Origin of the sequence: Flexivirga endophytica (assembly GCF_014640635.1) — a bacterium.
Lineage (GTDB): Bacteria > Actinomycetota > Actinomycetes > Actinomycetales > Dermatophilaceae > Flexivirga > Flexivirga endophytica.
On record NZ_BMHI01000003.1, the window covers coordinates 359,364 to 385,197 of the forward strand.

General features: G+C 67.3%; 22 protein-coding genes. 9 read left to right on the forward strand and 13 right to left on the reverse strand.

The window, feature by feature from the left end:
- The first annotated feature begins 121 nt into the window (after positions 1-121).
- From IEX71_RS10340 to IEX71_RS10355, 4 genes are read left to right on the forward strand one after another with little or no spacing between them, the layout of a single operon-like run.
- Positions 122-2,749: a ribonucleoside-diphosphate reductase subunit alpha gene (locus tag IEX71_RS10340; protein ID WP_188836924.1), complete on the forward strand. Its 2,628-nt coding sequence runs from the start codon at positions 122-124 to the stop codon at positions 2,747-2,749.
- Positions 2,746-3,756, forward strand: coding sequence for a ribonucleotide-diphosphate reductase subunit beta (locus IEX71_RS10345; protein WP_188836925.1), 1,011 nt, complete (start codon positions 2,746-2,748; stop codon positions 3,754-3,756). Before IEX71_RS10340 ends, IEX71_RS10345 begins: the two co-directional genes overlap by 4 nt.
- Positions 3,757-3,786: 30 nt before the next feature.
- Entirely contained in the window at positions 3,787-5,010 is a 1,224-nt protein-coding gene (locus tag IEX71_RS10350) for an Nramp family divalent metal transporter (protein ID WP_188836926.1), read from the forward strand.
- Between the two features lie 12 nt (positions 5,011-5,022).
- On the forward strand, positions 5,023-5,640 hold the full coding sequence (locus IEX71_RS10355) for a TetR/AcrR family transcriptional regulator (RefSeq protein WP_188836927.1): 618 nt from the start codon (positions 5,023-5,025) through the stop codon (positions 5,638-5,640).
- Between the two features lie 6 nt (positions 5,641-5,646).
- Here the strand turns inward: IEX71_RS10355 and IEX71_RS10360 are convergent, their stop codons facing one another.
- On the reverse strand, positions 5,647-6,552 hold the full coding sequence (locus IEX71_RS10360; protein ID WP_188836928.1) for a LysR family transcriptional regulator: 906 nt from the start codon (positions 6,550-6,552) through the stop codon (positions 5,647-5,649).
- Positions 6,553-6,664: 112 nt separating this feature from the next.
- On the opposite strand from IEX71_RS10360, the gene IEX71_RS10365 reads away from it, so the two are divergent.
- Positions 6,665-10,084: a proline dehydrogenase family protein gene (locus tag IEX71_RS10365; RefSeq protein ID WP_188836929.1), complete on the forward strand. Its 3,420-nt coding sequence runs from the start codon at positions 6,665-6,667 to the stop codon at positions 10,082-10,084.
- A gap of 35 nt (positions 10,085-10,119) precedes the next feature.
- A complete protein-coding gene (locus IEX71_RS10370) occupies positions 10,120-10,608 on the forward strand; it encodes a hypothetical protein (protein ID WP_188836930.1) in 489 nt (162 codons plus the stop codon).
- Between the two features lie 14 nt (positions 10,609-10,622).
- Here IEX71_RS10370 and IEX71_RS10375 read toward each other — a convergent pair whose 3' ends face one another.
- From IEX71_RS10375 to paaA, 8 genes are read right to left on the reverse strand one after another with little or no spacing between them, the layout of a single operon-like run.
- Positions 10,623-11,468, reverse strand: coding sequence for a 3-hydroxyacyl-CoA dehydrogenase family protein (locus IEX71_RS10375; protein WP_268235948.1), 846 nt, complete (start codon positions 11,466-11,468; stop codon positions 10,623-10,625).
- The gene (locus IEX71_RS10380; protein WP_188836931.1) at positions 11,465-12,205 is read right to left on the reverse strand and encodes an enoyl-CoA hydratase/isomerase family protein; all 741 of its coding nucleotides are present in this window, start codon (positions 12,203-12,205) and stop codon (positions 11,465-11,467) included. The genes IEX71_RS10375 and IEX71_RS10380 overlap by 4 nt, the downstream gene beginning before the upstream one ends.
- Positions 12,202-13,368, reverse strand: a complete 1,167-nt coding sequence (locus IEX71_RS10385; protein WP_188836932.1) for a thiolase family protein — start codon at positions 13,366-13,368, stop codon at positions 12,202-12,204. The genes IEX71_RS10380 and IEX71_RS10385 overlap by 4 nt, the downstream gene beginning before the upstream one ends.
- 24 nt (positions 13,369-13,392) lie before the next feature.
- Entirely contained in the window at positions 13,393-14,481 is a 1,089-nt protein-coding gene (gene paaE, locus IEX71_RS10390) for a 1,2-phenylacetyl-CoA epoxidase subunit PaaE (protein WP_188836933.1), read from the reverse strand.
- Positions 14,482-14,484: 3 nt separating this feature from the next.
- On the reverse strand, positions 14,485-14,994 hold the full coding sequence (gene paaD / locus IEX71_RS10395) for a 1,2-phenylacetyl-CoA epoxidase subunit PaaD (RefSeq protein WP_308420970.1): 510 nt from the start codon (positions 14,992-14,994) through the stop codon (positions 14,485-14,487).
- A 7-nt stretch (positions 14,995-15,001) separates the two neighbouring features.
- Positions 15,002-15,928: a 1,2-phenylacetyl-CoA epoxidase subunit PaaC gene (paaC, locus tag IEX71_RS10400; RefSeq protein ID WP_188836935.1), complete on the reverse strand. Its 927-nt coding sequence runs from the start codon at positions 15,926-15,928 to the stop codon at positions 15,002-15,004.
- An 8-nt stretch (positions 15,929-15,936) separates the two neighbouring features.
- On the reverse strand, positions 15,937-16,236 hold the full coding sequence (gene paaB, locus IEX71_RS10405; RefSeq protein WP_188836936.1) for a 1,2-phenylacetyl-CoA epoxidase subunit PaaB: 300 nt from the start codon (positions 16,234-16,236) through the stop codon (positions 15,937-15,939).
- Positions 16,237-16,250: 14 nt separating this feature from the next.
- Positions 16,251-17,258 carry a 1,2-phenylacetyl-CoA epoxidase subunit PaaA gene (gene paaA, locus IEX71_RS10410; protein WP_229749635.1) on the reverse strand — a complete coding sequence of 336 codons (1,008 nt, stop codon included), beginning with the start codon at positions 17,256-17,258 and terminating at the stop codon, positions 16,251-16,253.
- 105 nt (positions 17,259-17,363) lie between these two features.
- Between paaA and paaZ the strand changes: the two genes are divergently transcribed.
- Positions 17,364-19,376, forward strand: a complete 2,013-nt coding sequence (paaZ, locus tag IEX71_RS10415) for a phenylacetic acid degradation bifunctional protein PaaZ (RefSeq protein ID WP_188837271.1) — start codon at positions 17,364-17,366, stop codon at positions 19,374-19,376.
- A 9-nt stretch (positions 19,377-19,385) separates the two neighbouring features.
- On the opposite strand, the gene IEX71_RS10420 is transcribed toward paaZ, so the two are convergent.
- From IEX71_RS10420 to IEX71_RS10430, 3 genes are read right to left on the reverse strand one after another with little or no spacing between them, the layout of a single operon-like run.
- The gene (locus IEX71_RS10420; RefSeq protein WP_188836937.1) at positions 19,386-19,865 is read right to left on the reverse strand and encodes a hypothetical protein; all 480 of its coding nucleotides are present in this window, start codon (positions 19,863-19,865) and stop codon (positions 19,386-19,388) included.
- A gap of 48 nt (positions 19,866-19,913) precedes the next feature.
- Positions 19,914-20,393: a Fur family transcriptional regulator gene (locus tag IEX71_RS10425; RefSeq protein ID WP_188836938.1), complete on the reverse strand. Its 480-nt coding sequence runs from the start codon at positions 20,391-20,393 to the stop codon at positions 19,914-19,916.
- Positions 20,394-20,421: 28 nt separating this feature from the next.
- Positions 20,422-21,042 (reverse strand): CYTH domain-containing protein, encoded by a 621-nt coding sequence (locus IEX71_RS10430; protein WP_188836939.1) that lies wholly within the window; start codon positions 21,040-21,042, stop codon positions 20,422-20,424.
- 190 nt (positions 21,043-21,232) lie between these two features.
- Between IEX71_RS10430 and IEX71_RS10435 the strand changes: the two genes are divergently transcribed.
- Positions 21,233-23,092 (forward strand): acyl-CoA dehydrogenase, encoded by a 1,860-nt coding sequence (locus IEX71_RS10435; RefSeq protein ID WP_188836940.1) that lies wholly within the window; start codon positions 21,233-21,235, stop codon positions 23,090-23,092.
- Positions 23,093-23,329: 237 nt separating this feature from the next.
- Positions 23,330-25,396, forward strand: a complete 2,067-nt coding sequence (locus IEX71_RS10440) for a neutral/alkaline ceramidase (protein WP_188836941.1) — start codon at positions 23,330-23,332, stop codon at positions 25,394-25,396.
- On the opposite strand, the gene aroQ is transcribed toward IEX71_RS10440, so the two are convergent.
- On the reverse strand, positions 25,389-25,826 hold the full coding sequence (gene aroQ, locus IEX71_RS10445) for a type II 3-dehydroquinate dehydratase (RefSeq protein WP_188836942.1): 438 nt from the start codon (positions 25,824-25,826) through the stop codon (positions 25,389-25,391). The two genes, IEX71_RS10440 and aroQ, sit on opposite strands and share 8 nt — an antisense overlap.
- Between the last annotated feature and the right edge of the window lie 8 nt (positions 25,827-25,834).

Consider the following 25,834-nt stretch of genomic DNA (forward strand, 5'->3'; position numbering starts at 1 on the left):
ACCGCAGCCCGCGAGGGAAGGGCTGACGAACGAGCGGCGGCATGGCCCTGAGCCCTGCGCACGTTGCCCGCTCGCCGTCCTCCTCGCCGGCAACAGCGAGGGAAGACGGGAGACACCGCACGTGGCCATTCATGTCACCAAGCGCGACGGTTCACGCGAGCCGTATGACGCAGACCGCATCAACCGAGCGATCGAGCGGGCCGCAGCCGGCCTGCCGGACGCCATGTCCATGACCATGCAGATCGCCTCGGAGTTGGCGATCACACTCTTCGACGGCATCACCACCGAGCAACTCGACGAGGCCGCCATCTCGGTCGCGGTGCAGAACGTCAAGGACGACCCGGACTTCGACGTCATCGCGTCCCGGCTGCTGCTGAAGACCATCTACAAGAAGGTGCTCGGCGACTTCGAAACGCAGTCCGAGCTCGCGCTGCTGCACCAGGCCCGCTTCCCCGGCTATGTCCGCGAGTCCGTCGAGGACGGGCTCTTCGATCCGCGGCTGGCCTCCGCCTTCAATCTCGAGCAGTTGGCCGCCGCCCTCGATCACCACCTCGACGACGGACTGCGTTACATCGGCATCGTCACGCTCAAGAACCGTTACATGGCAACGGATTCGCGGCGTCAGCCGCTGGAGGTCCCGGCATACTTCTGGATGCGGGTCGCGATGGGTATGTCGGTGAACGAGAAGGATCCGACCCAGGCCGCGATCGGCTTCTACCGCAAGATGGCCTCCCTCGACTACCTCGCCGCCGGCTCGACCCTCGTCAACGCGGGCACCGTCACCCCGCAACTCTCCAACTGCTTCGTGATGCAGATGGATGACGACATCGAGCACATCGCCAAGTCGATGCGCGACGTCATGTGGCTCACCAAAGGCACTGGTGGCATTGGCCTTTCGGTCACCAAGCTGCGCTCTGAGGGCAGCCCCATCCGCAGCAACAACACCTCCTCGACCGGCCCTATCCCCTTCATGCACACCATCGACTCGATCCTGCGCGCGGTCTCCCGCGGCGGGAAGAAGTTCGGTGCCCTGTGTTTCTACATGGAGAACTGGCACCTGGACTTCCCACAGTTCATCGACCTGCGGCAGAACGCCGGCGACCCCTACCGCCGTACCCGCACCGCCAACACCGCCGTCTGGCTGTCCGACGAGTTCATGAAGCGCGTCGTCGCGGACGACGACTGGTATCTCTTCGACCCGCTCGAGACCCCCGACCTGGTCGAGCTGGTCGGTGACGACTTCTCCCGCCGTTACAAGGAGTATGTTGCCCTCGCCGAGACCGGAAAGCTGCGCTCCTTCAAGAAGATTCGAGCCCGGGCACAGTGGAAGTCGATCCTCGTCTCGCTGCAGACGACGTCGCACCCGTGGCTGACCTGGAAGGACACGATCAACCAGCGGGCGCTCAACGACAACACCGGCACCATCCATCTGTCGAACCTGTGCACCGAGATCACGCTGCCGCAGGACCGCGACAACGTCTCGGTCTGCAACCTTGCCTCCATCAATCTGTCCAGACATCTGAATGACGACGGCACTTGGGACTGGGACCGGCTCGCCGAGTCCGCCCGGTTCGCCGTGCGTCAGCTCGACAACCTGATCGACATCACCCGCTCATCGGTGCCGGAGTCGGAGCACTCCAACGACCAGAACCGCGCAATCGGCCTGGGAATCATGGGATTCACCGACGTGGTGGAGAAGCTCGGGCTCTCCTATGCATCGGAGGAAGCTGCCGACCTGATCGACAAACTGACCGAGTTAATCAGCTGGCACGCGATTGACGCGTCATGTGATCTCGCCCAGGAGCGCGGCGCCTATCCCAACTTCGCGGGTTCCGGCTGGTCCCGCGGCCTGGTGCCGATCGACACCCTGGACGTGCTGCAGCAGCGGCGCGGCGTCGAGGTCGACGTGCCCCGAACGGCCGAGCTGGACTGGGATGTGCTGCGTGGCCGAGTCAAGGACGGCATCCGCAACGCGACCCTGATGGCGATCGCACCCACTGCCTCGATCGGACTCGTCGCAGGCACCACACCCGGACTGGATCCGCAGTTCTCCCAACTGTTCTCGCGCACCACGTCCTCGGGCAAGTTCCTCGAGGTCAACCGCAACCTGGTCGCAGCACTGCAGGAGCGCGGTCTCTGGGACACGATGCGCGAGGACCTGCTGCGCTCGCGCGGTGACCTGTCGGCCGTGCCCGGTGTGCCCGAGGACCTGCTCGAGGTCTTCCAGACCTCCTTCCAGTTGCCCGCAACGGCATACCTGCAGGTCGCTTCGAGGGCACAGAAGTGGATCGACCAGGCGATCAGCCGCAACATCTATCTCGAGTCACGCGACATCGGCGGTATGAGCGACCTGTATGTCGACGCGTGGCGCAAGGGCGTCAAGACGACCTACTACCTGCACATGAAGCCGCGACACCGTGCCGAGCAGTCGACGGTCAAGGTCAACAAGGCTGTCGAAAGTGGCCATTCCGGAAGCGGATTCGGGTTCGCGCGACGTGCGGCGGCGCCAGCTGCGTCGGCCACGGCCACGGCCACGGTCGAGGCACCTGCGCCCGCCGCGGCTCCGGCGCCGGTCCGGGAGACCGAGCCGATCCGGAAGCCCGAGCCGGTCGTCGTCGCCGAAGCACCGGCGTCGAGCCCGACTCCGGAGTCCGATCCACCGACCACGGCACCCGATGCCGTCTTCGAAGAAGGTTTCGTCTGCCCGACCGATCCCCAGGAACTGCTGAACTGCGAGGCATGCCAATGACATCCACCACCCCCGAGACCAGGAGTTCGATCCTCGGCACCGGCATCGAGGACGCCCTGCTGCTGAAACCGATCCGCTACCAGTGGTCCTACGACCTCTACAACCAGGCCGTCGCCAACACGTGGTTCCCGCACGAGATCCAGCTCGGTGAGGACCTCGGCGACTTCGAGCGGATGACCGACGAGGAGCGGCACGCGGTCACTTTCCTAATGAGCTACTTCAACCCCAACGAGTTGCTCGTCAACAAGGCCCTGGCGTTCGGCGTCTACCCCTACGTCGGCGCGGCGGAGGCGCACCTCTACCTCGCCAAGCAGATGTGGGAGGAGGCCAACCACTGCATGGCCTTCGAATACGTCTTGGAGACCTTCCCCATCGACCGGGCGGAGGCGTATGCCGCGCACGTCGACATACCGTCGATGGCCGCGAAGGAGGAGTTCGAGGTCCGATACATCCAGCGGATGGCGGAGCAGACGCTCGACATCTCGACGACTGAGGGCAAGCGCGACTTCGTCCGCAACCTGGTGGCCTACAACGTTGTGCTGGAAGGCATTTGGTTCTACAGCGGCTTCATGGTCGCCCTGAGCTTCCGGCAGCGCAACCTGTTGCGCAACTTCGGATCGCTGATCGACTGGATCGTGCGGGACGAGTCGCTGCACCTGAAGTTCGGGATGAACCTCATCCTGACGGTCCTCGAGGAGAACCCCGACCTGCAGACGCAGGAGTTCGCCGAGGAGATCCAGCAGATGATCTTCGACGCCGTCGAGATGGAGGAGCAGTACAACCGGGATCTGCTCCCCCGCGGCATCCTCGGCCTCAATGCCGACTACATCAACACCTACGTGCGCTACCTGGCCGACCGGCGGCTGGAGGAGCTCGGCTTCGGCGCGCACTGGGGTGTCAGCAACCCGGCCAAGTGGATGGCGACCGCCAACGACACGCTGGAGCTGGTCAACTTCTTCGAGTCGATCAACACCAGCTACGAGGTGGATGCGCAAGCGGGTTCATAGCCCAAGCCCGTGGTGACATCAGATCGCTCCATGCGGCGCGCGGGGTCACGGCCTCGCGCGCCGCACGGGCCGGGTGCTGCAGGCTCGCGTCTGCTGCGGCTCGGTCCGGCGTTCGTTGCCGCCATCGCCTATGTCGACCCGGGCAACATCGCCACCAACACGACTGCGGGGTCGCGTTACGGCTTCGCGCTGTTGTGGGTTGTGCTGCTCGCGGTCACGGCGGCCGGCCCGGTGCAGTACCTGTCGGCGAAACTCGGCGCGGTCACCGGTCAGTCCATGGCGCTCGTCCTCAGCACCCGGCTGGGACGGCCCGGCCGGATCCTCTACTGGTTGCAGGCCGAGGGCGTGGCGATCGCCACCGACCTGGCCGAGGTGGTCGGCGCCTCGATCGCACTCCACCTTCTCTTCGGAGTGCCGCTGTGGTGCGGCGCGATCGTCACCGCGGCGGTCGGCGCGACGCTCATGGCCCTCCGTGACCGGGTAGGGGAGCGGGGCTTCCAGCTGGCCATGCTGCTCGGACTCGCCCTGATCGGAGCAGGTTTCATCCTCGGCGTGCTGTTGGGCCCGACTCCTGCCGGCCTAGACCTGCGGCCGCAGCTTCGCGACCAGCAGATGGTGCTGCTCGCCACGGGCATCGTGGGCGCCACCGTGATGCCGCACGCGATCTACCTGCACTCGGCGCTCACCACCAGTCAACTGGGCAGCATCCGTCGGCGGCTGCGGGACAACCGGCTCGACGTCACGCTCGCCATGCTGGTCGCCGGCACGGTGAACGTGTCGATGCTGGTGCTCGGTGCCACCGCGCTGCGCGGACACCGGGACGAGGACTTCGGCGCCCTCGCGCATGCACTGGCCGATCGGGTCGGTGACGGCGCTCGGATCGGCTTCATCCTCGCCCTACTTGTCAGCGGCGTGACCTCGACCGCGGTCGGCATCCGATCCGGCGAGGTCGTCATGGCGGGGCTGCTGCGTCGCCGAGTGCCGATGCTGGTCCGCCGGGTCGTCGTGCTGATCCCTGCTGTCGTCCTGCTCGCCTGCGAGGTCCCGGCGGTCGATCTGCTCGTGTGGTCACAGGTCGCGCTCGCGCTCGGCCTGCCGTTGGCGCTCATCCCGCTGGTGCTCCTCACCTCATCCGCGTCGGTCATGGGCGAGCAGGTGAACCGCCGCGCCATGACGGTCGTCTGCTGGACCATCACCTCGGCAGTCGTTGCGCTCGACGTGGCGCTGCTCGCCATACCGCTCGTCGGTGTGTGACAGTCTCAGGACATGACAACGGCCAGATCCGAGGAGCCAGCCCCGCGCCGTCGCGGACGACCTGGCAAGGACCAAGCGACTGTGCTGCGTGAGGCCATCGAGCTGTTCAACCTGCAGGGGTATGACGCCACGAGCATGGGTGATCTCGCCAGCCGCCTCGGGTTCACCAAATCTGCTCTCTACCACCACGTTCCGAGCAAAGAGCACCTTCTGCAACTGGCGCTGGACGAGGCACTCGACAACCTGGCGGAGGCTGTTGCGGCCGCACGAGCGGACAGCTCGGTCTCGGCGCTGGACCGACTACGACGTGCAGTCCGCGGCAGCGTCGAGGTGCTGATCGGACATCTGCCGGCAGTGACCCTTCTGCTGCGCGTCCGCGGCAACAGTCCGGCCGAGCTGGCGGCTCTGAAGCGCAGGCGCGAGCTGGACGCCCAGCTCGCGCAGCTCGTCGCCGAAGCAGCGGCCGAGGGCGGCATACGCACCGACATACCACCCGACCTGATCAGCCGACTGCTCTTCGGCATGGTCAACTCGCTCACCGAGTGGGTGCGACCGAGCGGCCGGATCAGCCCAGACACGTTAGCCGATGCCTTGACAGCTATCGCTTTTGAAGGACTGCTCGCCCCCTGAGCCCGTTCAGGTGAGTTCGACGGTCTTCGGGAACACCTCCGCGAGAACCGACCGGCATGCATCGATCGCGGGCGTGTCGACGCTGGATCGCCGGACCGAGGTGAAGACAGATCGACGGGGCGCATCAGGCAGCACGATCAAGCGTGCATCCGGTCGCCGTCTCACCAGCATCAGCTCCGGAACGACGGCGACGGCACTGCCCGACTCGATCAGTGCGATGTGCGCCTCAAGGTCGTCGGTCTCGAAGCGGACATCCGGCTCGAACCCCGCCTGCCGACAAAGCTGTTCGGCCCAATGGCGGGATGCGGCGCCATACGGTTCCATGACCCAGGGCAGGGTTCGGACGTCCTCGATCGAATCGACATGACTCCAGCCGTCACCTGCGGGAACGACCAGCCGGAGTGCATCCGTGGTCAGCGGGACGCGGTCGAGCGAGGGGTAGCGCGGCGCCGCGTGGTTCGGATACTGCTCGGCGATGACCAGGTCGAACTCGTGCGCAGCCGTTTCGCGCAGGCCCTCCTCCGGCTCGCGCTGCGACATGGTGACCCGCAGGCGCGGATGCCTCGTGGCCAGCTCCGCGAGCAGCCGCGGCATGAAGGCGACCGCCGCGGACTGGAACACGGCGATCCGCAGCGTGCCGGACGCCTCTCCCGACACTCCGACGGCGGCACTCTCCGCTTCCTCCAACTGACTGAGGATGCGCTCGGTGTGCTCGACCAGCACTTCGGCGGCGGGTGTCAGCTCCAGTCGTCGCCCAGCCTTTCGCAGCAGTGGCACACCGACTTCGCGCTCCAGCTGACTCAGCTGCTGGGAGATCGACGACGGGCTCAGGTGCAGCACGTCGGCAACCTCGGCGATGGTGCCGCGGCCGCTGAGCTCGCGCAGCAGGCGCAGTCTCCGGACTTCGAGCATGCTTCAGAATATCCGAACAAAATACATCAGAAAACGTCGCTTTACCTGAAGTGACAGGAGTTCGATACTCGACATTGCCGCGCTCCGCCCGAACCAACCCAGAGGTGAACCAGTGAGCAGCACCACCGTGGACCCGCAACTCGTCGCCGACGTCGAGAAGCAGGTGAAGGCCTGGCTCGATGCATCGGCCACCAAACCGGTGCATCCTTCGGCCAAGCGACTCGCCGAGGTGCTGAAGGACCCGAGCGGTCTGGAGTTCACCGTCGGCTTCGTCGACCGGGTTATCCGCCCCGAGGACTACGGGGTCGCCGCGCAGGCGTTGCGCGAACTCGTCGCGAACACACCGCAGTTCCTGCCGTGGTACCAGCGGGCGGCGTTGCAGACCGGCGCCACCGTGTCCGGGGCGGCGCCCGGTGTCGTCATACCGATCGCACGCAAGGTGCTGCGCCGCATGGTCGGACACCTGCTCATCGACGCCACGGACTCCAAGCTCGGCGGGCAGATCGAGCGCATCAAGAAGCGCGGCGTGAAACTGAACATCAACCTGCTCGGCGAGGCCGTCCTCGGTGAGGCGGAGGCGGGACGCCGGTATGACGGCACCCGACGCCTGCTCGAGCGCCCCGACGTCGACTATGTGTCGATCAAGGCGTCGTCGCCGGTGGCGCCACACGCGCCGTGGTCCCACGACCAGGCGGTCGCGCACGTCGTCGAGCGGCTGCTGCCGCTGTACCAGTACGCCGCAAACCAAAGCGCAAGTGGCTCACCAAAGTTCATCAACCTGGACATGGAGGAGTTCCACGACCTCGCCATCACGGTCGACGTCTTCACCCAGCTGCTCGATCGGCCCGAGCTGCTCGAGCTCGAGGCCGGCATCGTGCTGCAGGCCTACCTGCCCGATGCACTCTCCGAGATGATCAAGCTGCAGGAGTGGTCGGCCGCTCGACGTGCTCGCGGTGGCGCGCCGGTCAAGGTCCGCCTGGTCAAGGGCGCCAACCTGCCGATGGAACGCGCGCAGAGCTCTCTCTTCGGCTGGCCACTGGCCACCTGGGGCACCAAGCAGGAGACCGACACGTCATACCTGAGCGTGCTGGACTACGCCCTCCAGCCCGAGCGGGCTGCAAACGTCCGGGTTGGCGTCGCCGGTCACAACCTTTTCGACGTCGCTTACGCGTGGATCCTCGCCGGCCGCAACGGCGTTCGTGACGCTGTCGACTTCGAGATGCTGCTCGGTATGGCGGAGGGCCAGGCCGAGGCCGTGCGCGAAACCGTCGGCGATCTCCTGCTCTACGTACCGGTTGTGCACCCGAAGGACTTCGATGTGGCGATCTCCTACCTGGTACGGCGCCTCGAGGAAGGGGCAAGCCAGGACAACTTCATGTCGGCCGTGTTCGAGCTGCACGACAACACGACGCTCTACCAGCGTGAGAAGGACCGCTTCGTCGCCTCGCTGGCCGCACTGACCGATGAGGTGCCCGCATCGCACCGCATCCAGGACCGTCGGCAGCCGGTCGATGCGCAGCCGCTCAGCCACTTCGCGAACACCCCCGACACCGATCCGTCACTGCTCGGCAACCGGAAGTGGGGTGCGCAGATCGTCGAGCGGATCGCCATCTCGGACCTGGGCGTCGACCTGGTGGCAGCACACTCGGTGGACGAAGCCGCAGCTGTCGATGCCGTCGTCAACGACGCGCACGCTGCCGGCGCATCGTGGGGTGCCCGACCGGCGTCGGAGCGGGCCGGCATCCTGCGGCAAGCTGCCGTGGAGTTCGAGAAGCGCCGCGGTGAGCTGCTCGAGGTCTCCGGGTCCGAGTGTGGCAAGACGCTGGACCAGTCCGACCCGGAAGTATCCGAGGCCATCGACTTTCTCAACTACTACGCCGATCTGGCCGAGGGCCTGGACACCGTCGACGGCGCCGCGCCCGAGCCGGTCCGGCTCACGCTGGTCGTTCCTCCGTGGAACTTCCCACTTGCCATACCCACTGGCGGTATGGCGGCCGCCCTCGCCGCAGGTTCCGCTGTGATCGTCAAGCCGGCGCCGCAGGCTGCACGCTGCGGCTCGGTGCTGGTCGAAACACTATGGGCCGCAGGCGTTCCCAAGGATGTGCTGCGACTGGTGCACGTTCCGGAGAACGAAGTCGGCAAGGCACTGATCTCCTCGCCGAAGGTCGACCGGCTCATCCTCACCGGCGCCTTCGACACTGCGACGCTCTTCCGGAGCTTCCGACCCGACCTGCCGCTCCTCGCCGAAACGTCCGGCAAGAACTCGCTGATCGTCACCCCGAACGCCGACCTCGATCTGGCCGTCAAGGATCTGGTCGCCTCTGCATTCGGGCACGCGGGGCAGAAGTGCTCGGCTGCATCGCTGGGCATCATGGTCGGCTCCGTCGCGACCTCCGAGCGTTTCCGGACCCAGTTGGTCGATGCCGTCACGTCGCTCAAGGTCGGCTTGCCCAGCGACCCGACGACGCAGATGGGGCCGGTCATCGAGCCGGCCGGCGGCAAGCTGAAAAAGGCTCTCACCACACTGGATCCGGGTGAGTCGTGGCTTGTGGAGCCTCGGCAGCTCGACGACGAGGGTCGGCTCTGGTCGCCCGGCGTGAAGACCGGTGTGAAGCGCGGCTCGGAGTACCACCTGACCGAATACTTCGGTCCCGTGCTGGGACTCATCGAAGCTGCGGACTTCGACGAGGCGATCGCCATACAGAACGAGACGGAGTACGGCCTCACTGCCGGCCTGCACTCGCTGGAGCGCAGCGAGCTGGAGACGTGGATCGACAAGGTCGAGGCGGGCAACGCCTACGTCAACCGGACCACGACGGGCGCGATCGTTCGCCGGCAGCCGTTCGGCGGCTGGAAGAAGTCGGCCGTCGGCGCCGGCACCAAGGCCGGCGGTCCGAACTACTTGGTCGGCCTCACCGACTGGACATCGCGGGAGGCGACGAAGTCCGCGGACATCTCGACCGCGGTGCAGCGGTTGCTCGACGCGTCGGGTCTGACCGGCGACGACGCCGGCTACCTGAAGCGTGCCGCCGGCTCGGACGCGCTAGCCTGGCAGGGCGAATTCGGCACTGCCAAGGACGTTTCCGGCCTGCTGGCGGAGAAGAACGTCTTCCGCTACAAGCCGGTCCCGGTCACTGTGCGGGTCGAGGCGAACGAACCGGCGCAGGTCGTCCGGATCGTCGCAGCAGGACTGGTCGCAGGTGCTCCGGTGACGGTGTCACTGGGGGCCCCGCTCGGCGCCGACGTCGTGACCGCCCTGAAGGCCGCGGGCGCGAGCGTCGCCGAGGAGAACGACACCGCATGGGCAGCGCGGCTGCGCAGTAGCGATGCCCCGCACCGGGTGCGGTTGATCGGTGGCTCGCGCGCCGGCTTCGCCGCGGCGAGCGAGGGTCGCGCGGACATCGCGCTTTACGCACAGCCGGTGCTGGAGGCGGGCCGGATCGAGCTGCTGACGTTCCTGCACGAGCAGGCCGTCGCCGTCACAGCGCACCGTTTCGGCTCGCCGACCCCGCTGGCGGAGGACCTCTTCTAGCCCGGACCGGGCGCGCTTCTGGCAGGGTGTCGCCCGTGAAACGTCAGAAGCGCGAGCTGGCACTGCAGCTGGCTGGATCGGATCGCGGGCGACTGGCCGATCGCGGGAGCGTCGTCAAGTACGGCGACCTGATCCTGCGGGTGCGCGCCGACCGGGTCCGGGCACATCTGGCGGAGAACAGCCGGTCCAACGCCCCGCCACACTTTCGGGGGCGTGCAGCGACGGAGTCCGACGGAACGGTGGTCGTCCGCGGCGTCATACGCGAGAGTTGGGGCCAGGTCGTCATGCCACGGGTCTCCTTCTTCGTCGCACTCTGGATGGTCGTGTTCATCGCGATCGGCATCGCTGAGGGGCTCGGCTCCGGCGGATTGCCGACCTTCCTGCTCGGCGCGGCCGGCCTACCGATCTTCGTGCTGATCGCGGCGATGCTCGGCCGACTACGCAAAGACACCTTTGACCGGTGCGCGGACAAACTGCAGGCAGCGCTGCGGACACAGCTGAACGCCACCCAGATCTCTGGATAGGTCTCGGTCGCGTGCTACTTCTCCGCGGTCCAGTCGTAGAAGCCCTGGCCCGCCTTGCGACCGAGGTGGCCCGCAGCGACCTTGTCTCTCAGCACCTGCGGCGGGGCGAAACGAGCTCCGAGCTCGCGCTCCAGGTGCTCGGCGATCGCGAGGCGCACGTCGAGGCCGACCAGATCGGTCGTCTTCAGCGGGCCGACCGGGTGCCGGTAGCCCAGCTCCATCGCGGTGTCGATGTCCTGCGCGCTCGCGACACCCTCGTCGACCATCCGCATCGCTTCCAAAGCGATGGCGACGCCGAGGCGACTGCTGGCGAAGCCGGGTGAATCCTGCACCGTGACAGCGGTTTTGCCGATCGCGGCGACCCAGCCCTGTGCTGCGGTGACGAGCGCGTCCGGAGTCGTCTCGGCCACCACGATCTCGACCAGCGAGCTGCTCGGGACCGGGTTGAAGAAGTGCAGCCCGATGAGCTGGTCGGGGCTCGGCAGGCGCTTCGCCAAGTCGGTGACGGACAGCGAACTGGTGTTGGTCCCCAGCCGCGCAGCCGGCGCGATACCCGCGATCTCACTGAGCACGGCCGCCTTCAAGTCCGCGTCCTCCGGGACGGCCTCGACAATCAGCTCACAGCGCGCGACGGCCTGCCGGTCGGTCGCCATCGTGAGCTCACCGTGGTCGGTCTGACCGCGCGCGACCGACCGAGCGAGACTGCGCTCGATCCGCTCCCGCCCGGCGATGGCCGCCTCGTCACTGCTCTCGACCGCGACGACGTCGGCGCCGCCGAGCAGGAAGGCGTGCGCGATGCCGGCACCCATCCGGCCGGCGCCGATAACCCCGATGCGTTCTGGCAGAACGTTGTCCGTCACTTCTTGCGATCCTTCCGCTCCAGGAATGCCGTCATCCGGTCGTACTTGTCCTCGGTCTCGAAGAGCACCGCTTGCGCGATGTCGTCGATCAGCGGGTGTGCCTCACGCGGTGCGTGGAAGACCGATTTGGTGAGCCGCACCGCCTGCGGCGCCTGGCGGGCGATCCGGTCGGCCAGCGCCGACCCGGCTGCGTCCAGTTCGTCCGGCTCGACGATGTCGTTGAGCAGTCGGCAACCGAGCGCTTCCTCCGCTGTCAGTACCCGACCGGCCAGCAGGATCTCCTTGGCCAACGGCTCCCCGACCAGCTCGGCCAGCCGCCAGGACGCGCCCGCAGCTGCGAGGATGCCGAGACCGGGCTCGGGGTTGCCGATCTTGACCGACGGTGTGCCGATCCTGAAGTCGCAGGCGTAGGCGAGCTCAGCCCCACCACCGAGGGCGTAGCCGTCGATCAGCGCGATGACCGGCATCGGCAGCTTGCGGATCCGGTCGAAGATCCCGGAGTTGATGCCGCGCAACGCGTCGTCGCGCCGTCGCTCGCGCAACTGCCGGATGTCGGCACCAGCGGCGAAGATCCCGCCGCTGCCGGTGATCAACGCGATCCGGGGCTGCTGTTCGAGCAGCGCACACGCCTCGTGCAATTCGGCGACCGTCTCCGCGTCGATGGCATTGCGCACCTCCGGCCGGTTCAGTCGTATGACGATCCGGTCGTGGCTCGGTTCCAGCTCGACGGCGCTCATACCGATTCCACCAACAACGCAGAGCCTTGTCCGACACCCACGCACATCGTGGCCAGGCCGCGCTTGCCGCCGGTGTCGCGCATCCGGCGCAGCAGGGTGACGACCAGCCGCGTGCCCGAGCAGCCGAGCGGGTGGCCCAGGGCGATAGCGCCGCCGTCGGCGTTGACGATGTCAGCGTCCAGCTTGAGGTCGCGCATGCACGCGATCGACTGCGACGCGAATGCCTCGTTCAGCTCGACCGCATCGAGCGAATCCACCTGCCAACCAGCGCGATCCATCGCCTTCTGAGTCGCGGGCACCGGGCCGATACCCATGATCTCCGGGGCCACGCCGGCACTCGCGCCGGCGACGATCCGTGCCTTGGGCCGCAAGCCGCTCTCGGTCAGGAACTTCTCCGAGACCACGACCACCGCAGCTGCTCCATCGTTGAGCGACGACGCGTTGCCGGCCGTGATCAGCCCGTCCGGTTTGTTGACCGCACGCAGCTTGGCCAGTTTCTCGGCCGTCGTGTCCGGCCGCGGGCCCTCGTCCCGGGTGACGTCACCGACCGCGATGATCTCGTCGTCGAACCGTCCGGCGTCGCGTGCCGCCACCGCGCGCTGATGGGACTGCAACGCGAACGCATCCATCTCTTCGCGGGTCAGCTGCCACTGCTCGGCGACCCGCTCGGCGGTCTGTGGCATCGACAGGGTGGTGTCCTCGTCATACGCCGGGTTGGTGAAGCGCCAGCCGATCGAAGTGTCGAAGCTCGCGCCCGGCTTGGCCCAGGGACGCGACGGCTTGGCCTGCACCCACGGCGCACGTGTCATCGACTCGACCCCACTTGCGACGACAATGTCCGCATCGCCCGCGACGATCATCTGGCGGGCCGTCGTGATGGCTGTCAGGCCGGACGCGCAGAGCCGGTTGACGGTGAATCCCGGTACGCTCTGCGGCAATCCGGCGAGCAGCACCGCCATACGAGCGACGTTGCGGTTATCCTCACCGGCCTGGTTCGCGGCGCCGAAGATCACCTCGTCGATGCGTTCGGGATCGATGCCCGACCGACGGACCACCTCGCCGAGGACAAGCGCCGCCAGGTCGTCGGGCCGGTGCGCAGCGAGTGCACCGCCATACCGGCCGATGGGGGTGCGGATCGCGTCGAGGACGAAGGCCTCCGGCATGCTGTGCTCCTTTGAAGTTGTGGCTCAGGCGTCGTAGTCGACGGTCACGTCGCCGCTGATCGGGAAGCTCTGGCAGGTGACGACGAAACCCTGCTCGACCTCGGCATCCTCCAGCGCGTAGTTGCGGACCATCTCGACCTCGCCGTGGGTGACCTTGGCGCGGCAGGTGCCGCACACACCGCCCTTGCAGGCGAAGGGCATGTCGGGTCGCTTCTGCTGGGCCGAGTCCAACACGGTCACGGCCTTGGGGACCACGGTGGTGGTGCTGCGACCGTCGAGAACCACTGTCAACGAAGAAGTTTCGCCCTCGACAGTGGCTTCGGCATGACGCAACTGCGGAGGCGGCGCGTCGACGTAGAACAGCTCGTAGTGGACGCGGTCCTTCGCGACGCCCAGCTCCTGCAGGACGGAGCGCGTCTCGGTCAGCATGTCGATCGGGCCGCACAACCAGACGTGGTCGATCGACTCCAACGGCACCAGCTCCCGCAGGATGGTGCGCAGCCGGTCACCCTCCAACCGGCCGGAGAAGAGCTCGACGTCGCGCGGCTCACGCGACAGCACGTGAATCAGGTCGAAACACTCGGGATTGGCGTTCTTCAGGTCGGCGAGCTCTTCGGCGAACATCACCGTGTTCGTCGTGCGGTTGCCGTAGAGCATGGTCACCGTCGACTCCGGATGTGTCACGACCGACGACGCGATCGACAGCATCGGCGTGATGCCGGAACCCACCGCGATGCACAGGTGCCGCGCGGGTTGGTCGGGTTCGGCGCGGAAGCTGCCGCTGGGCCGCTGCACCTCGATGGTGTCGCCCGCACGCACGTCGTGCACGAGCCAGCTGGAGAAGAGCCCGTCCGGGATCTCCCGGACGCCGATGCGCGGCAGGCTGCCGACGGGCGAGCTGATCGAGTACGTACGCCGGTGCTCGACACCGTCAACGACCCGGCGCAGCGTGAGCGCTTGCCCTGCGGCGAAAGCAAATTCGTCCCTCAACTCGTCGGGCACCGCGAAGGTCACGGCGACGGAGTCGTCGGTCAGCCGCTCCACAGCGTCCACCACGAGCTCGCGGAACGGTGCCGTGCGGGAGTTGATGTTCGTCTCGGTCGCAAGGGACATCTTCTAGTGCTCCTTGATGTGGTCGAAGGGGTCGCCGCAGGCGCGGCAGCGGTAGAGCGCCTTGCAGGCGGTGCTGCCGAACTCGCTGGTCACCTCGGTGTCACCGGACCCACACTGCGGACACTGTATGGCGCGCCGGGTCGGCGTCAGACTCAGCATGACCGGCCCGCGTGGAGCCACCCCAGGAGGCGATATCCCGTTGTCCGCCAACGCCTTCCGGCCGTCGTCGGTGATCCAGTCGGTGGTCCACGGCGGGCTGAGCTGCACCCGAACCCGGACGGACTCGAAGCCGGCGCCGGTCAACCGGTGCACGAGGTCGTCGCGCATCGTCGCCATCGCCGGACAGCCCGAGTATGTCGGAGTGATCGCCACAACGATCGTGCCGTCGTCCTCCACCGCGACGTCCCGCAACACACCGAGGTCGGCGAGCGTCAGCATCGGCAGCTCGGGATCGGTGACCTCCGAGGCGATCGCCCGGGCGCGTTGCACCGCAGTGGTTTCCAGCGTTGTCATCATCGGCTCACCACCGGCCCATCGGATGCGCGCGGGCCACGACCTGCATCTCCGCGAGCAGGCGGCTCAACGCCTCGGAGTGCATGCCGTGCCGACCGGTCCTGCCCCGGACGCCGGCCAAGCCCGGAGTCTCCGGTGCCGTTATACCCGCGACGGCGAGAACCTGGTCGAGCACCACACCGATCTCGTCGGCCAGCGTGGCCGGGTCCACGCCGACCCGGCTCTCTGTCTCAGTGGACGCTGTCAGCTCCGGGATCAACGGCCACACCGTGCGCATCGCGTCTGTCAGCCGGCGATGCGACTCCCCGGTGCCCCGGGCGAGTGTCACGAACCAACGGCCGGCGAAATCCCGGTGGTAGGCAAGCTCTTTCACGCCCTTGGCAGCGATCGCCGCGACGACCGCGTCCTGGTGGTCGACCAGCCGCTGGAAGATCGCCAGCCGCCACGTCGACATCACCAGCAGCCGGGCGATCAGCTCGGCGAAGTCACCGTTCGGCTGCTCGGCGAGACGCACGTTGCGGAACGCACCGGCGTCGCGGAAGTAGGCGAGCCGATCCTCGTCCGGCACCGGCGAACCCTCCGGCAGGCTCGGCACCAGGGCCGGATCCGCGGCTGCCGCTCGCGCGAGCAACAACCTCGCCTGTCCCACGAGGTCGAGCGCGATATTGGCGATCGCGATGTCCTCCTCGAGGTCGGGCGCGCGGCTCGTCCACTCGGAGAGGCGCTGGGCGTAGACCAGTGCGTCATCGCCGAGCATCAAGCAGTACTGCGCCAATTCGCTCGCGTCGACGCCGTCCGGGATCGTCGTGTCGACCCCGGCCAGCGGATCCTCGAAATCGGTCCCGAACGCCCAATGCGCGTCGTTGCCGAGCAGGCCGGCATACGCGTTGTCGTGCTCGCCCTCAGTGTCCTGGGTGATGTGTGCGTCGCTCATCGGTCGCCTTACATATGGGGGACGTTTGACGGGATGTCGTAGAACGTCGGGTGCCGGTAGACCTTGTCACCGCTCGGCGCGAAGAGCGGGTCCTTCTCCAGCGGACTCGACGCCGTGATGTCCGCGGACTTCGCGACCCAGATCGAGACGCCTTCGTTCCGGCGGGTGTAGACGTCCCGCGCGTGCAGCAGCGCCATCTCGGCATCCGGCGCGTGCAGCGAACCCACGTGCACGTGGTTGAGGCCGCGCTTGCTGCGGATGAAGACCTCGTACAGCGGCCATTCCGGATCGGGTTGTGTTGTGGTCACTTTGATCTGTCCTCTCACCTGGTTTCGACGCGCCCGTCGCTGCCTCGCAGGCTCGGCCGCGGGGCTTGCTCAACCCGCGCCTGCGACGCCTCCGCTTCGTTCCTCGCGGCGGCTGCAGACGCGGCCTCGCGGACCCAGGCGCCGTCGTCGTATGCCGCCTTGCGGTGCGCCACCCGCTGGGTGTTGCAGGGGCCGTTGCCCTTGACGACGTGCCAGAACTCTTCCCAGTCCGGCTCGCCGTAGTCGTAGGAGCCGCGCTCCTCGTTCCACTTCAATTCCGGATCGGGGAACGTCACGCCCAGTGCCTCGGCCTGCGGCATCGACATATCGACAAACCGTTGTCGCAGCTCGTCATTCGTATGGCGCTTGATGCCCCAAGCCATCGACTGGGCGGTGTTGGGCGAGTCGCCGTCCGGCGGGCCGAACATCATCAGCGCCGGCCACCAGAAGCGGTCGACCGACTCCTGCACCATCGCGCGCTGCTCGTCGGTGCCGCGCATCATCGTCATCAGCAGCTCGTAGCCCTGCCGCTGGTGGAACGACTCCTCCTTGCAGATGCGGATCATCGCGCGCCCGTAGGGCCCGTACGACGTCCGGCACAGCGGCACCTGATTGCAGATCGCGGCGCCGTCGACCAGCCAGCCGATGGTGCCGACATCGGCATACGTCAGGGTCGGGTAGTTGAAGATCGAGGAGTACTTCTGCTTGCCGGAGATCAGCCGGCGGGTCAGCTCGTCGCGGGACACGCCGAGCGTCTCCGTCGCGGAGTAGAGGTAGAGCCCGTGGCCGGCCTCGTCCTGCACCTTCGCCAACAGGACGGCCTTGCGTCGCAGCGACGGGGCGCGGGTGATCCAGTTGCCCTCCGGCTGCATGCCGATGATCTCCGAGTGTGCGTGCTGCGCCACCTGCCGGATCAATGTCTGCCGGTAGTGCTCCGGCATCCAGTCGCGCGGCTCGATGCGGTCGTTGGCGGCGATCGTCGCCTCGAAGGCCTCCTCCAGCGGAGCCTGGTCAACCTGCACGGTTTACCTCCTGGGCTATTTACAGACCGAGTGGTCAGTTATTAGTCTGGCATGCAACGGCCGCCGTTGGCAACGACAAGGGAGTCACCAGTGACAGACGCACGCATGCTCGAGAGCTACGCCGCCGGATCGTGGTTCCGCTCCGACGCCGAGGGTGACCCCTTGCTGGACGCAACGACCGGCGAGACGGTCGCGCGCATCAGCAGCAGCGGCGTCGACCTCGCCGCAATGGTCCGGCACGCCAAGCAGGTCGGCGGCCCGGCCGTCCGCGAGCTGACCTTCCACCAGCGGGCGATGCTGCTCAAGGAGGTCGCACTGCTCCTGTCGAAGCCGGACATCAAGGCCGAGCTGTATGACGTGTCCTTCAAGACCGGTGCCACCACAAAGGATTCGTGGGTCGACATCGACGGCGGCATCGGCACGGTCTTCAGCTACTCCAGCAGGGCGCGACGCGAACTGCCCAACTCCACGGTCGCACCTGACGGCCCGATGGAGCAGCTCAGCAAGGGCGGCAGCTTCGTCGGCCAGCACGTCTTCACCTCCCGACCCGGCGTCGCGGTCGAGATCAACGCCTTCAACTTCCCGGTCTGGGGCATGCTCGAGAAGCTCGCACCCGCTTTTATCTCCGGCCTGCCGAGCATCGTCAAGCCCGCGAGCCAGACGGCATACCTGACCGAACTCGCGGTCCGCCGCATCCTCGAGGCAGGCATCCTCCCCGAGGGCAGCCTCCAGTTGTTGGCGGGGAGCGCCGGCACGCTGCTCGACGAGCTCACCGTGCAGGACTCGGTGGCGTTCACCGGCTCCGCGCACACCGCCGGCATCCTGCGGCGGCACGAGTCCGTGTTGCACGGCGGCGTTTCCCTTGGTGTGGAAGCGGATTCGCTCAACTGCTCCGTGCTCGGCACCGACGTGACCACCGAGGACCCCGAGTTCGACCTCTTCGTCAAGGGCGTCGTCGCCGAGATGACGGTCAAGGCCGGTCAGAAGTGCACCGCCATCCGCCGGGTGATCGTGCCGGGGCCGTTGGTCGATCCGGTCATCGAGGCGATCCGCGCGCGCCTGGACAAGGCGACCGTGGGCGACCCGCGCGACGAGTCCACCCGTGTCGGACCGCTCGCCTCGCTTGCGCAACGCGACGAGGTGCGCAAGGCGATCGAGGCACTGCGCTCCGCCGCCGATGTCGTGTATGGCGATCCCGACGCATCCGTCGGTGACGATCGCGGCGCGTTCATCCAGCCGGTGCTGCTGCGAGCCCACGCCGACTCCACGCAGGTGCACGACGTGGAGCCGTTCGGTCCGGTCGCGTCGGTCATCGGCTACGAATCCACTTCTGACGCAGTGCAATTGGCCGCTCGCGGCAAGGGCAGCCTGGTCGGTTCGGTCGTCACGCACGACGCTGACGTCGCGCGCGAGATCGTCCAGGGCATCGCACCGTGGCACGGCCGCATTCTGGTGCTCGACCGGGACGACGCGAAGGAGTCGACCGGCCACGGCTCGCCGCTGCCGGTGCTGGTGCATGGTGGTCCTGGTCGGGCCGGTGGCGGCGAGGAGCTCGGTGGTGTCCGAGGCATCCTGCACCACATGCAGCGCACCGCCATACAAGGTTCGCCGGACATGCTGACCGCGATCACCGGGCGCTGGACGACCGGGTCCCAGCGCGACGTTGAAGACGTGCACCCGTTCCGAAAGTCGTTGGCGCAGCTGCAGATCGGCGACACCGTCGAGACCGGCAGCCGCACCATCACCCTGGACGACATCAACGAGTTCGCGGCGAAGACGGGTGACACCTTCTATGCGCACACCGACCCCGAGGCGGCCGCACAGAACCCGATCTTCGGCGGCATTGTCGCGCACGGTTATCTCATCGTGTCGCTGGCGGCGGGACTCTTCGTCGAGCCCAACCCCGGCCCGGTGCTGGCCAACTTCGGCGTCGACAACCTGCGGTTCCTGACGCCGGTCAAGGCCGGCGACTCGATCAGCGTGCAGCTCACCGCCAAGCAGATCACGCCGCGGCAGACCGCCGACTACGGAGAGGTCCGCTGGGACTGCCTGGTCACCAACCAGGACGGCGAGGCCGTTGCGACATACGACGTGTTGACGCTGGTCGCCAAGGAGTAGGACCCGGCCTCAGCCGGTGAGGCGCACCGAGCCGCCGTCGTCGACGCCCAGCTCATCGAGACCGACCTGCCAGATCTCGAGCTGCGTCGGCGACCAGGCGCAGTTCGTCTTCGGGTCACTCGTCACGACGAACGCCAGCCGGGCGTCGCCGCGATCCTCGAGGTGACTGACCTCCGTGCACTTGCCGTATGCCGCGACCACGACCACCGAATGCCGCAGGTCCACTCGGTCGAGGTCCTGACGCGCCTCGGTCGTCCGCAGGCTCGCCGGCAGGCCGCGCACGAAGCGGCTCCACTGCTGCTCGTCGGTGATCAACTGCGGCTCGAGATGGTGCCGACGGACCGCGCGCACGCCCGGCGCCTCAGCAGAGTCGCTCTCGGCCCACCGATGAACGAGTGAGCCGACCTGCGCGACGGGAAGGCGCGCACCGGGACCGTCGGTGTCCCACCGGCAACCGGCGAGCACGGCACCTAGCAACAGGAGCGCCACCGCGCTCCGCAGTCCCGACCGCATCATGCGGTTGGGACGCGCGAAGGGTCAGCCTTCGTTCCGAGCCTCCGACGCGGCCTTGTGGCACTCGGCGCAGGTGCCGAGCAGCGCGGCGTGCTGGGAGTCCAGCTCGAAGCCGAGGTCCTGACGCAGCCGGTCTCCGAGCGGTGCCAGCCAGTCGGTCGGCACGTCGAAGAACCTCTCGCACGTCGTGCACTGCAGATGTGCGTGGTTGTGGCGGGACGCCTCGGAGTGGCGTAGGTGATAGATCGTCGCGCTGCCCGGCACATGGGTGTGGGCGACGATGCCCAACTCGGTCAGCGACTGCAGCGACCGGTAGACCGTCGCCCGGTGCACACCGGGCTCGGCGACGTCGACGCGCTCGGCGATGTCTTCGGCGCACAGGTGCTCGCGCGCGTCGTCCAGCACCTGCAACACCGCGCGACGTGCGGCGGTCACCCGCTCGCCCTTCTCACGCAGCAGGCCGAGCGCTTCGGCCACGGCCGGCGCCTCATCGGTATGACGCATGACACACCTCCTTCCGGCTGATTGTCCCTCAGCCTGGCTGTTCCTGAGGCGTCAGCGCCGTCTTCAGCTTCGACGCGATCGAGACCTCCCGTATGCCGAGCCCGGTCAGGTGCTCGGTGACGGCGTCCAGGAAGTCGAGCGTGCCGTCCTCCGTCAGCTCCACCTCGAGCTCGTGCCATCTCTGGTCCAGCGTCGGGTCGAGCAGGTTGTGCGTCGTGACGCGGTCGTCGCACATCGTCGCGACCGGCCCCTCCGGCCCGTCGAGCCTGCGCTCCACCCGGATGGTGCGGGCCCGGCAGATCGGCCGGAGCGGCTCACCATCGGTCAGGTGCTGCACCTGCCTGGCGAACTCCTCCGGCGGCGCGTCGGCGGCCACCTCCAACGCAAGCCCGTGCTCCAGGCGCCCCTCCCCTTCGCCCGGCACCTTGAGATGCCAGCCGTCGTCACCGCCGCCGGTCCGCCGCCGCAGGGTCACCCCGGCGTTCGCCAGCCGTATGTCTCCGGTGTCGTAATAGAGCGCGTCGAGTTCGAACCGCTGTGGCTCCGCCGCGGCGTCGACGCCCGGCCAGCCCACCGGGTCGGGCGGCTCGTCGTCGGGGCCGAGCGCGAACTTGCGCTCCACTTCAAGATGCTGATCCGCCTGCGGCATACCCACACACTCCCGTCGTCTCGTGCCGCCATACAACTACGGGCAGCAGCCAGGCCACGTCATACCCCCGTCGCACCGCGGTCGTCACGGATCCGGGCGTTCGGCATACCGACCCCGCGTTTGCTTGCTGTACTGACGAGTAGCACAATGAAGTTACTGACGAGTAGGCCCATCTGGAGGAGCCAGAGCCATGTCCCACTACAAGAGCAACACCCGCGATCTGGAGTTCAACCTGTTTGAGCTCCTCGGTCGCCAGGATGTTCTCGGTTCGAGCCCGTATGACGAGGTCGACGCCGACACCGCACGCGAGATGATCAAGGAGCTGGCGCGGCTGGCCGAGAACGAGCTGGGCGACAGCCTGCTCGACTCCGACCGCAACCCGCCGGTCTACGACCCGAAGACCAAGACTGCGAAGCTCCCGGAGAGCTTCAAGAAGTCCTACCAGGCCTACCTCGACTCGGGGTTCCAGGCTGTGGACCTGCCGAAGGAGTTCGACGGCACCGTCGTGCCGCCCTCGCTGAAGTGGGCGATGAACGAGCTGGTGCTCGGCTCGAACCCCGCGATCGGCATGTATGCCGCAACCTTCTCCTTCAGCCGCCTGATGTACATCCTGGGCAACGACGACCAGAAGAAGCTCGCGAAGTGGATCGCGCAGGGCTCCTGGGGCGCCACGATGGTGCTGACCGAGCCGGACGCCGGCTCGGACGTCGGCGCGGGACGCACCAAGGCCGTGCAGCAGCCCGATGGCACGTGGCACATCACCGGTGTGAAGCGCTTCATCACCTCGGCCGAGCAGGACATGAGCGACAACATCGTCCACTTCGTGCTCGCTCGCCCCGAAGGTGCCGGCCCAGGCACCAAGGGCCTGTCGCTCTTCATCGTTCCGAAGTACCACGTGGACCTCGAGACCGGTAAGCTCGGCGACCGCAACGGCGTCTACACCACCAACGTCGAGCACAAGATGGGCCTGAAGGTCTCGACCACCTGCGAGCTGACCTTCGGTGACGGGGAGCCGGCCGTCGGCACGCTGCTCGGCGACGAGCACAACGGCATCGCGCAGATGTTCCAGGTCATCGAGCACGCACGAATGTTGGTGGGCACCAAGGCAATTGCCACCCTGTCGACCGGTTACCTCAACGCGCTCGACTACGCGAAGCAGCGCGTTCAGGGCGCCGACATGACCACGCCGGCCAAGGACGCGCCGCGCGTCACGATCACCCACCACCCGGACGTGCGCCGCAGCCTGATGCTGCAGAAGGCGTATGCCGAGGGCCTGCGCTCGCTGGTGCTCTACACCGCCAGCCAGCAGGACATCGTCGATGCGGAGTTCTTGCGCACCGGCTCCGAGCAGCCCGAGGCAGGCTCGCCGGCCGAGATGGCCGGCAAGCTCAACGACCTGCTGCTGCCGATCGTCAAGGGTGTCGGCTCCGAGCGCGCCTGGGTGCTGCTCGGCACCGAGTCGCTGCAGACCTTCGGCGGCTCCGGCTTCCTGCAGGACTACCCGGTCGAGCAGTACGTCCGCGACGCCAAGATCGACACCCTCTACGAGGGCACGACCGCGATCCAGGGTCAGGACTTCTTCTTCCGCAAGATCGTCAAGGACCAGTTCGCATCGCTGATGCACCTGGCCGGCCTCATCACCGAGACCGTCAAGGGCGGCGACGGCCATGACGGCCTGCAGAACGAGCGCGAACTGCTGGGCAGCGCGCTCGCCGATGTGCAGGGCATCGCCGAGTGGCTCGCCACGACCGCGATGTCGGCGCTCGAGGAGGGCAAGTCCAAAGAGATCTACAAGGTCGGCCTCAACACCTCGCGCTTCCTGCTGGCCGCCGGCGACCTGGTCATCGGCTGGCTGCTGCTGCGCGGCGCCGAGGTCGCGCAGGTTCGCCTGGACGCCGGTGACGCCGGCTCGGACGAGGCGTTCTACCGCGGCAAGGTCGCGGCGGCGAAGTTCTACGCCGCCACCGTGCTGCCGAAGATCGCCGCCGAGCGCAGCATCGCCGAGTCGACCGACCTGGCGCTGATGGAGCTGCCGGAAGAGTCCTTCTGACAGACGGCCCGCCTGTTTGCCGAGAGGACACCCTTTCACCGAGAGGACACCCTTTATGGGGCGAATTCGCCCCATAAAGGGTGTCCTCTCGACATTTGGGTGTCCTTTCGGCGCTGGACTTGGTCGGCTGTCCATATTTTCTTGGTCACATGTCCACATCAGCGGTGTGACCTCTGCCATAGTCGATCTCGTCGGCGCGGGGTGCCCGCGCACGTTGCCCTGGCGAAGGAGACCGCGATGACGGTTCAGGACGAGAAGACCACCCCCAGCCGCCGCACTGTGCTGCGCGGCACCGCTGCCGCCGGCGTCGGCGCAGCGATCGCGGCCACGGCGGTCGCCGGCGCTCCGGACGCCGAGGCGAGCACCGAGTCGGCATACCTCGTCGGTCGCGGGATCGGCGACACGACCGGGGCGTGCGCCGAGAACGGCATGATGGGCTACTCGATGCCGCAGCAGATCGACAACGGCATCTCGATGCGGCTGCGCGCCCGCGCGTTCGTGGTCGTCGACCAGGCGACCGGCAAGCGCATCGCGTGGTGCGTCGCCGACCAGGCGTTGATCCCGGTCGCCGCGCATGCCGCGATCGTCGCGAAGCTGATGGCCAAGTATCCCGGCACCTACGACTACCCGAATGTCTGTGTCACTGCTACGCATTCGCACTCGACGCCCGGTGGCTGCTCACACGACTTCATCTACAACCTGGCAATCTTGGGCTTCCAGCAGGACACGTACGACGCGATGGTGGACGGGTTCGTCGACGCGATCAGTGCCGCGCACGACGACCTCAAACCGGGCAGCATCGCCGTTGGTCACACGACCCTGGACAACGCCAGTCGCAACCGGTCAGAGAAGGCGTTCGAGCTGAACCCCGACTCCGACAAGGCCGTCTTCCCGGATGCGATCGACCCGCACATGATCGTCTGGCGCTTCAAGCAGGGCAGCACGGACGTCGGTGCGATCTCGTGGTTCCCAACCCATGGCACGTCGCTGCCGAACACGAATCTCCTTGTCAGCGGTGACAACAAGGGGTATGCCGCCTGGTCGTGGGAGCGCAAGCAACTCGGCCAGGACTACCTGGCCGGGCAGCCGGACTTCGTGGCCGCATTCGCGCAGTCAGCCGCGGGTGACATGTCCCCCAACCTCGAGCTGAAGCCGGGCACCGGCCCGACCGACGATCCGTGGCAGAACATCGCGATCATCGGCGACCGACAGAAGACGGCGATGCAACAAGCCTGGAAGTCGGCGACCACGCCGATCACCGGGTCGATCAGGAGCATCGCCACGTACATCGACATCGGCAACATCTCGATCGACTCCAAGTGGACGCCGGACGGCAAGGAGCACCACACCACACCCGCGGTGATCGGCGCGTCGATGCTGGCCGGCAGTGTCGAGGACGGACCCGGCCTCGGTTATCCGGAGGGCTGGACCGGGCCGCTCGCGAAGCTGTGGGCGACGCTGCCGTCGATGCCGCCGTCGCCCGGTTGGATGCTCGCCGAGCAGCAACCGAAGCTGTGCACGCTTCCGGTCGGGCTGATCGGCGCGGCGCCGAGCCGGGTGCTGATCCAAGTGCTGAAGATCGGGCAGTTCCACATCGTCTGCACGCCGTGCGAAGTGACGATCGTGGCGGGGCTGCGGATCCGGCGGTCGGTCGCGTCGGAGCTCGGCGTGCCGATCGACCAGGTGATGATCCAGTCCTACTCCAACGGGTATGCCGAATACGTCACGACGCCAGAGGAATACGCGTCCCAGCAGTACGAGGGCGGATCCACGCTCTACGGGCGGTATGAGTTGTGCGCCTACCAGCAGGAGCTGTCGTCACTGGCCAAGAAGCTGCAGGCGGGCACGTCAGTGCCGGTCGGCAGCGCCGGGGCGCCGTCCCCGCTGGGCTTCATCAACCTGGTGCCCGGCGTGGTCTATGACAATCCGCCGCTGGGCAAGAAGTTCGGCCAGGTGGTGACGGCACCCGCGGCGTCATACAGCCGTGCCAGCCAGGTGAAGGTGGAGTTCGTCACCGGGCACCCGAAGAACAATCTGCGGCGGGGCGGAACGTTCCTGGAGGTGCAACGCAGGGTCGGGGCGTCGTGGCGGCGGGTGCAGGACGACGGGGACTTCGCGACGAAATTCACCTGGAAGCGCAAGGACGTTCTGCTCGGATCCTCGACGGCGACGATCACGTGGGACATTCCCGCTGACGCGCCGACCGGCACCTACCGGATCGTGCACCACGGGTCGTCGAAAGCGCCACTGACGGGCAAGATCTCCGACTTCACCGGCACCTCAACGGAATTCGTCGTCAGCTGACGAGCGCGGCGAGGCGGCGGAGCGCGAACTCGTAGCCGTCGATGCCGCAGCCGACGATGACCCCCGAGGCGATGTCGGACAGGTAGGACCGGTGCCGGAAGTCCTCACGTGCGAAGACATTCGAGATGTGCACCTCGACGAACGGCACCTGCACCGCGGCGAGCGCGTCACGGATCGCGACCGACGTGTGGGTGTAGGCGCCGGCGTTGAGAACGATGCCGGCGTTGTCGCTGCGGCGCTGGATCTCGTCGACCAGCGCACCCTCGTGGTTGCTCTGGAAGAACTCGACGGTGACGTCCAGCTCGGTCGCCAACTGCTCACACCGCTGCTGTATGTCGGAAAGGCCCTCTGCGCCATACAGATCGGGCTCGCGGGTGCCGAGCAGGTTGAGGTTGGGTCCGTTGAGCACGGCGAAGGTCGAGCGCGTCATACCGACAG

Bases quoted from the DNA above. Each gene is read 5' to 3' on its own strand.
- IEX71_RS10345 (WP_188836925.1), top strand. From the start codon at position 2,746: ATGACATCCACCACCCCCGAGACCAGGAGTTCGATCCTCGGCACCGGC.
- IEX71_RS10350 (WP_188836926.1), top strand. From the start codon at position 3,787: ATGCGGCGCGCGGGGTCACGGCCTCGCGCGCCGCACGGGCCGGGTGCT.
- IEX71_RS10355 (WP_188836927.1), top strand. From the start codon at position 5,023: ATGACAACGGCCAGATCCGAGGAGCCAGCCCCGCGCCGTCGCGGACGA.
- IEX71_RS10360 (WP_188836928.1), bottom strand. From the start codon at position 6,552: ATGCTCGAAGTCCGGAGACTGCGCCTGCTGCGCGAGCTCAGCGGCCGC.
- IEX71_RS10380 (WP_188836931.1), bottom strand. From the start codon at position 12,205: ATGAGCGCCGTCGAGCTGGAACCGAGCCACGACCGGATCGTCATACGA.
- IEX71_RS10385 (WP_188836932.1), bottom strand. From the start codon at position 13,368: ATGCCGGAGGCCTTCGTCCTCGACGCGATCCGCACCCCCATCGGCCGG.
- paaE (WP_188836933.1), bottom strand. From the start codon at position 14,481: ATGTCCCTTGCGACCGAGACGAACATCAACTCCCGCACGGCACCGTTC.
- paaD (WP_308420970.1), bottom strand. From the start codon at position 14,994: ATGACAACGCTGGAAACCACTGCGGTGCAACGCGCCCGGGCGATCGCC.
- paaC (WP_188836935.1), bottom strand. From the start codon at position 15,928: ATGAGCGACGCACACATCACCCAGGACACTGAGGGCGAGCACGACAAC.
- paaZ (WP_188837271.1), top strand. From the start codon at position 17,364: ATGCTCGAGAGCTACGCCGCCGGATCGTGGTTCCGCTCCGACGCCGAG.
- IEX71_RS10425 (WP_188836938.1), bottom strand. From the start codon at position 20,393: ATGCGTCATACCGATGAGGCGCCGGCCGTGGCCGAAGCGCTCGGCCTG.
- IEX71_RS10430 (WP_188836939.1), bottom strand. From the start codon at position 21,042: ATGCCGCAGGCGGATCAGCATCTTGAAGTGGAGCGCAAGTTCGCGCTC.
- IEX71_RS10435 (WP_188836940.1), top strand. From the start codon at position 21,233: ATGTCCCACTACAAGAGCAACACCCGCGATCTGGAGTTCAACCTGTTT.
- IEX71_RS10440 (WP_188836941.1), top strand. From the start codon at position 23,330: ATGACGGTTCAGGACGAGAAGACCACCCCCAGCCGCCGCACTGTGCTG.
- aroQ (WP_188836942.1), bottom strand. From the start codon at position 25,826: ATGACGCGCTCGACCTTCGCCGTGCTCAACGGACCCAACCTCAACCTG.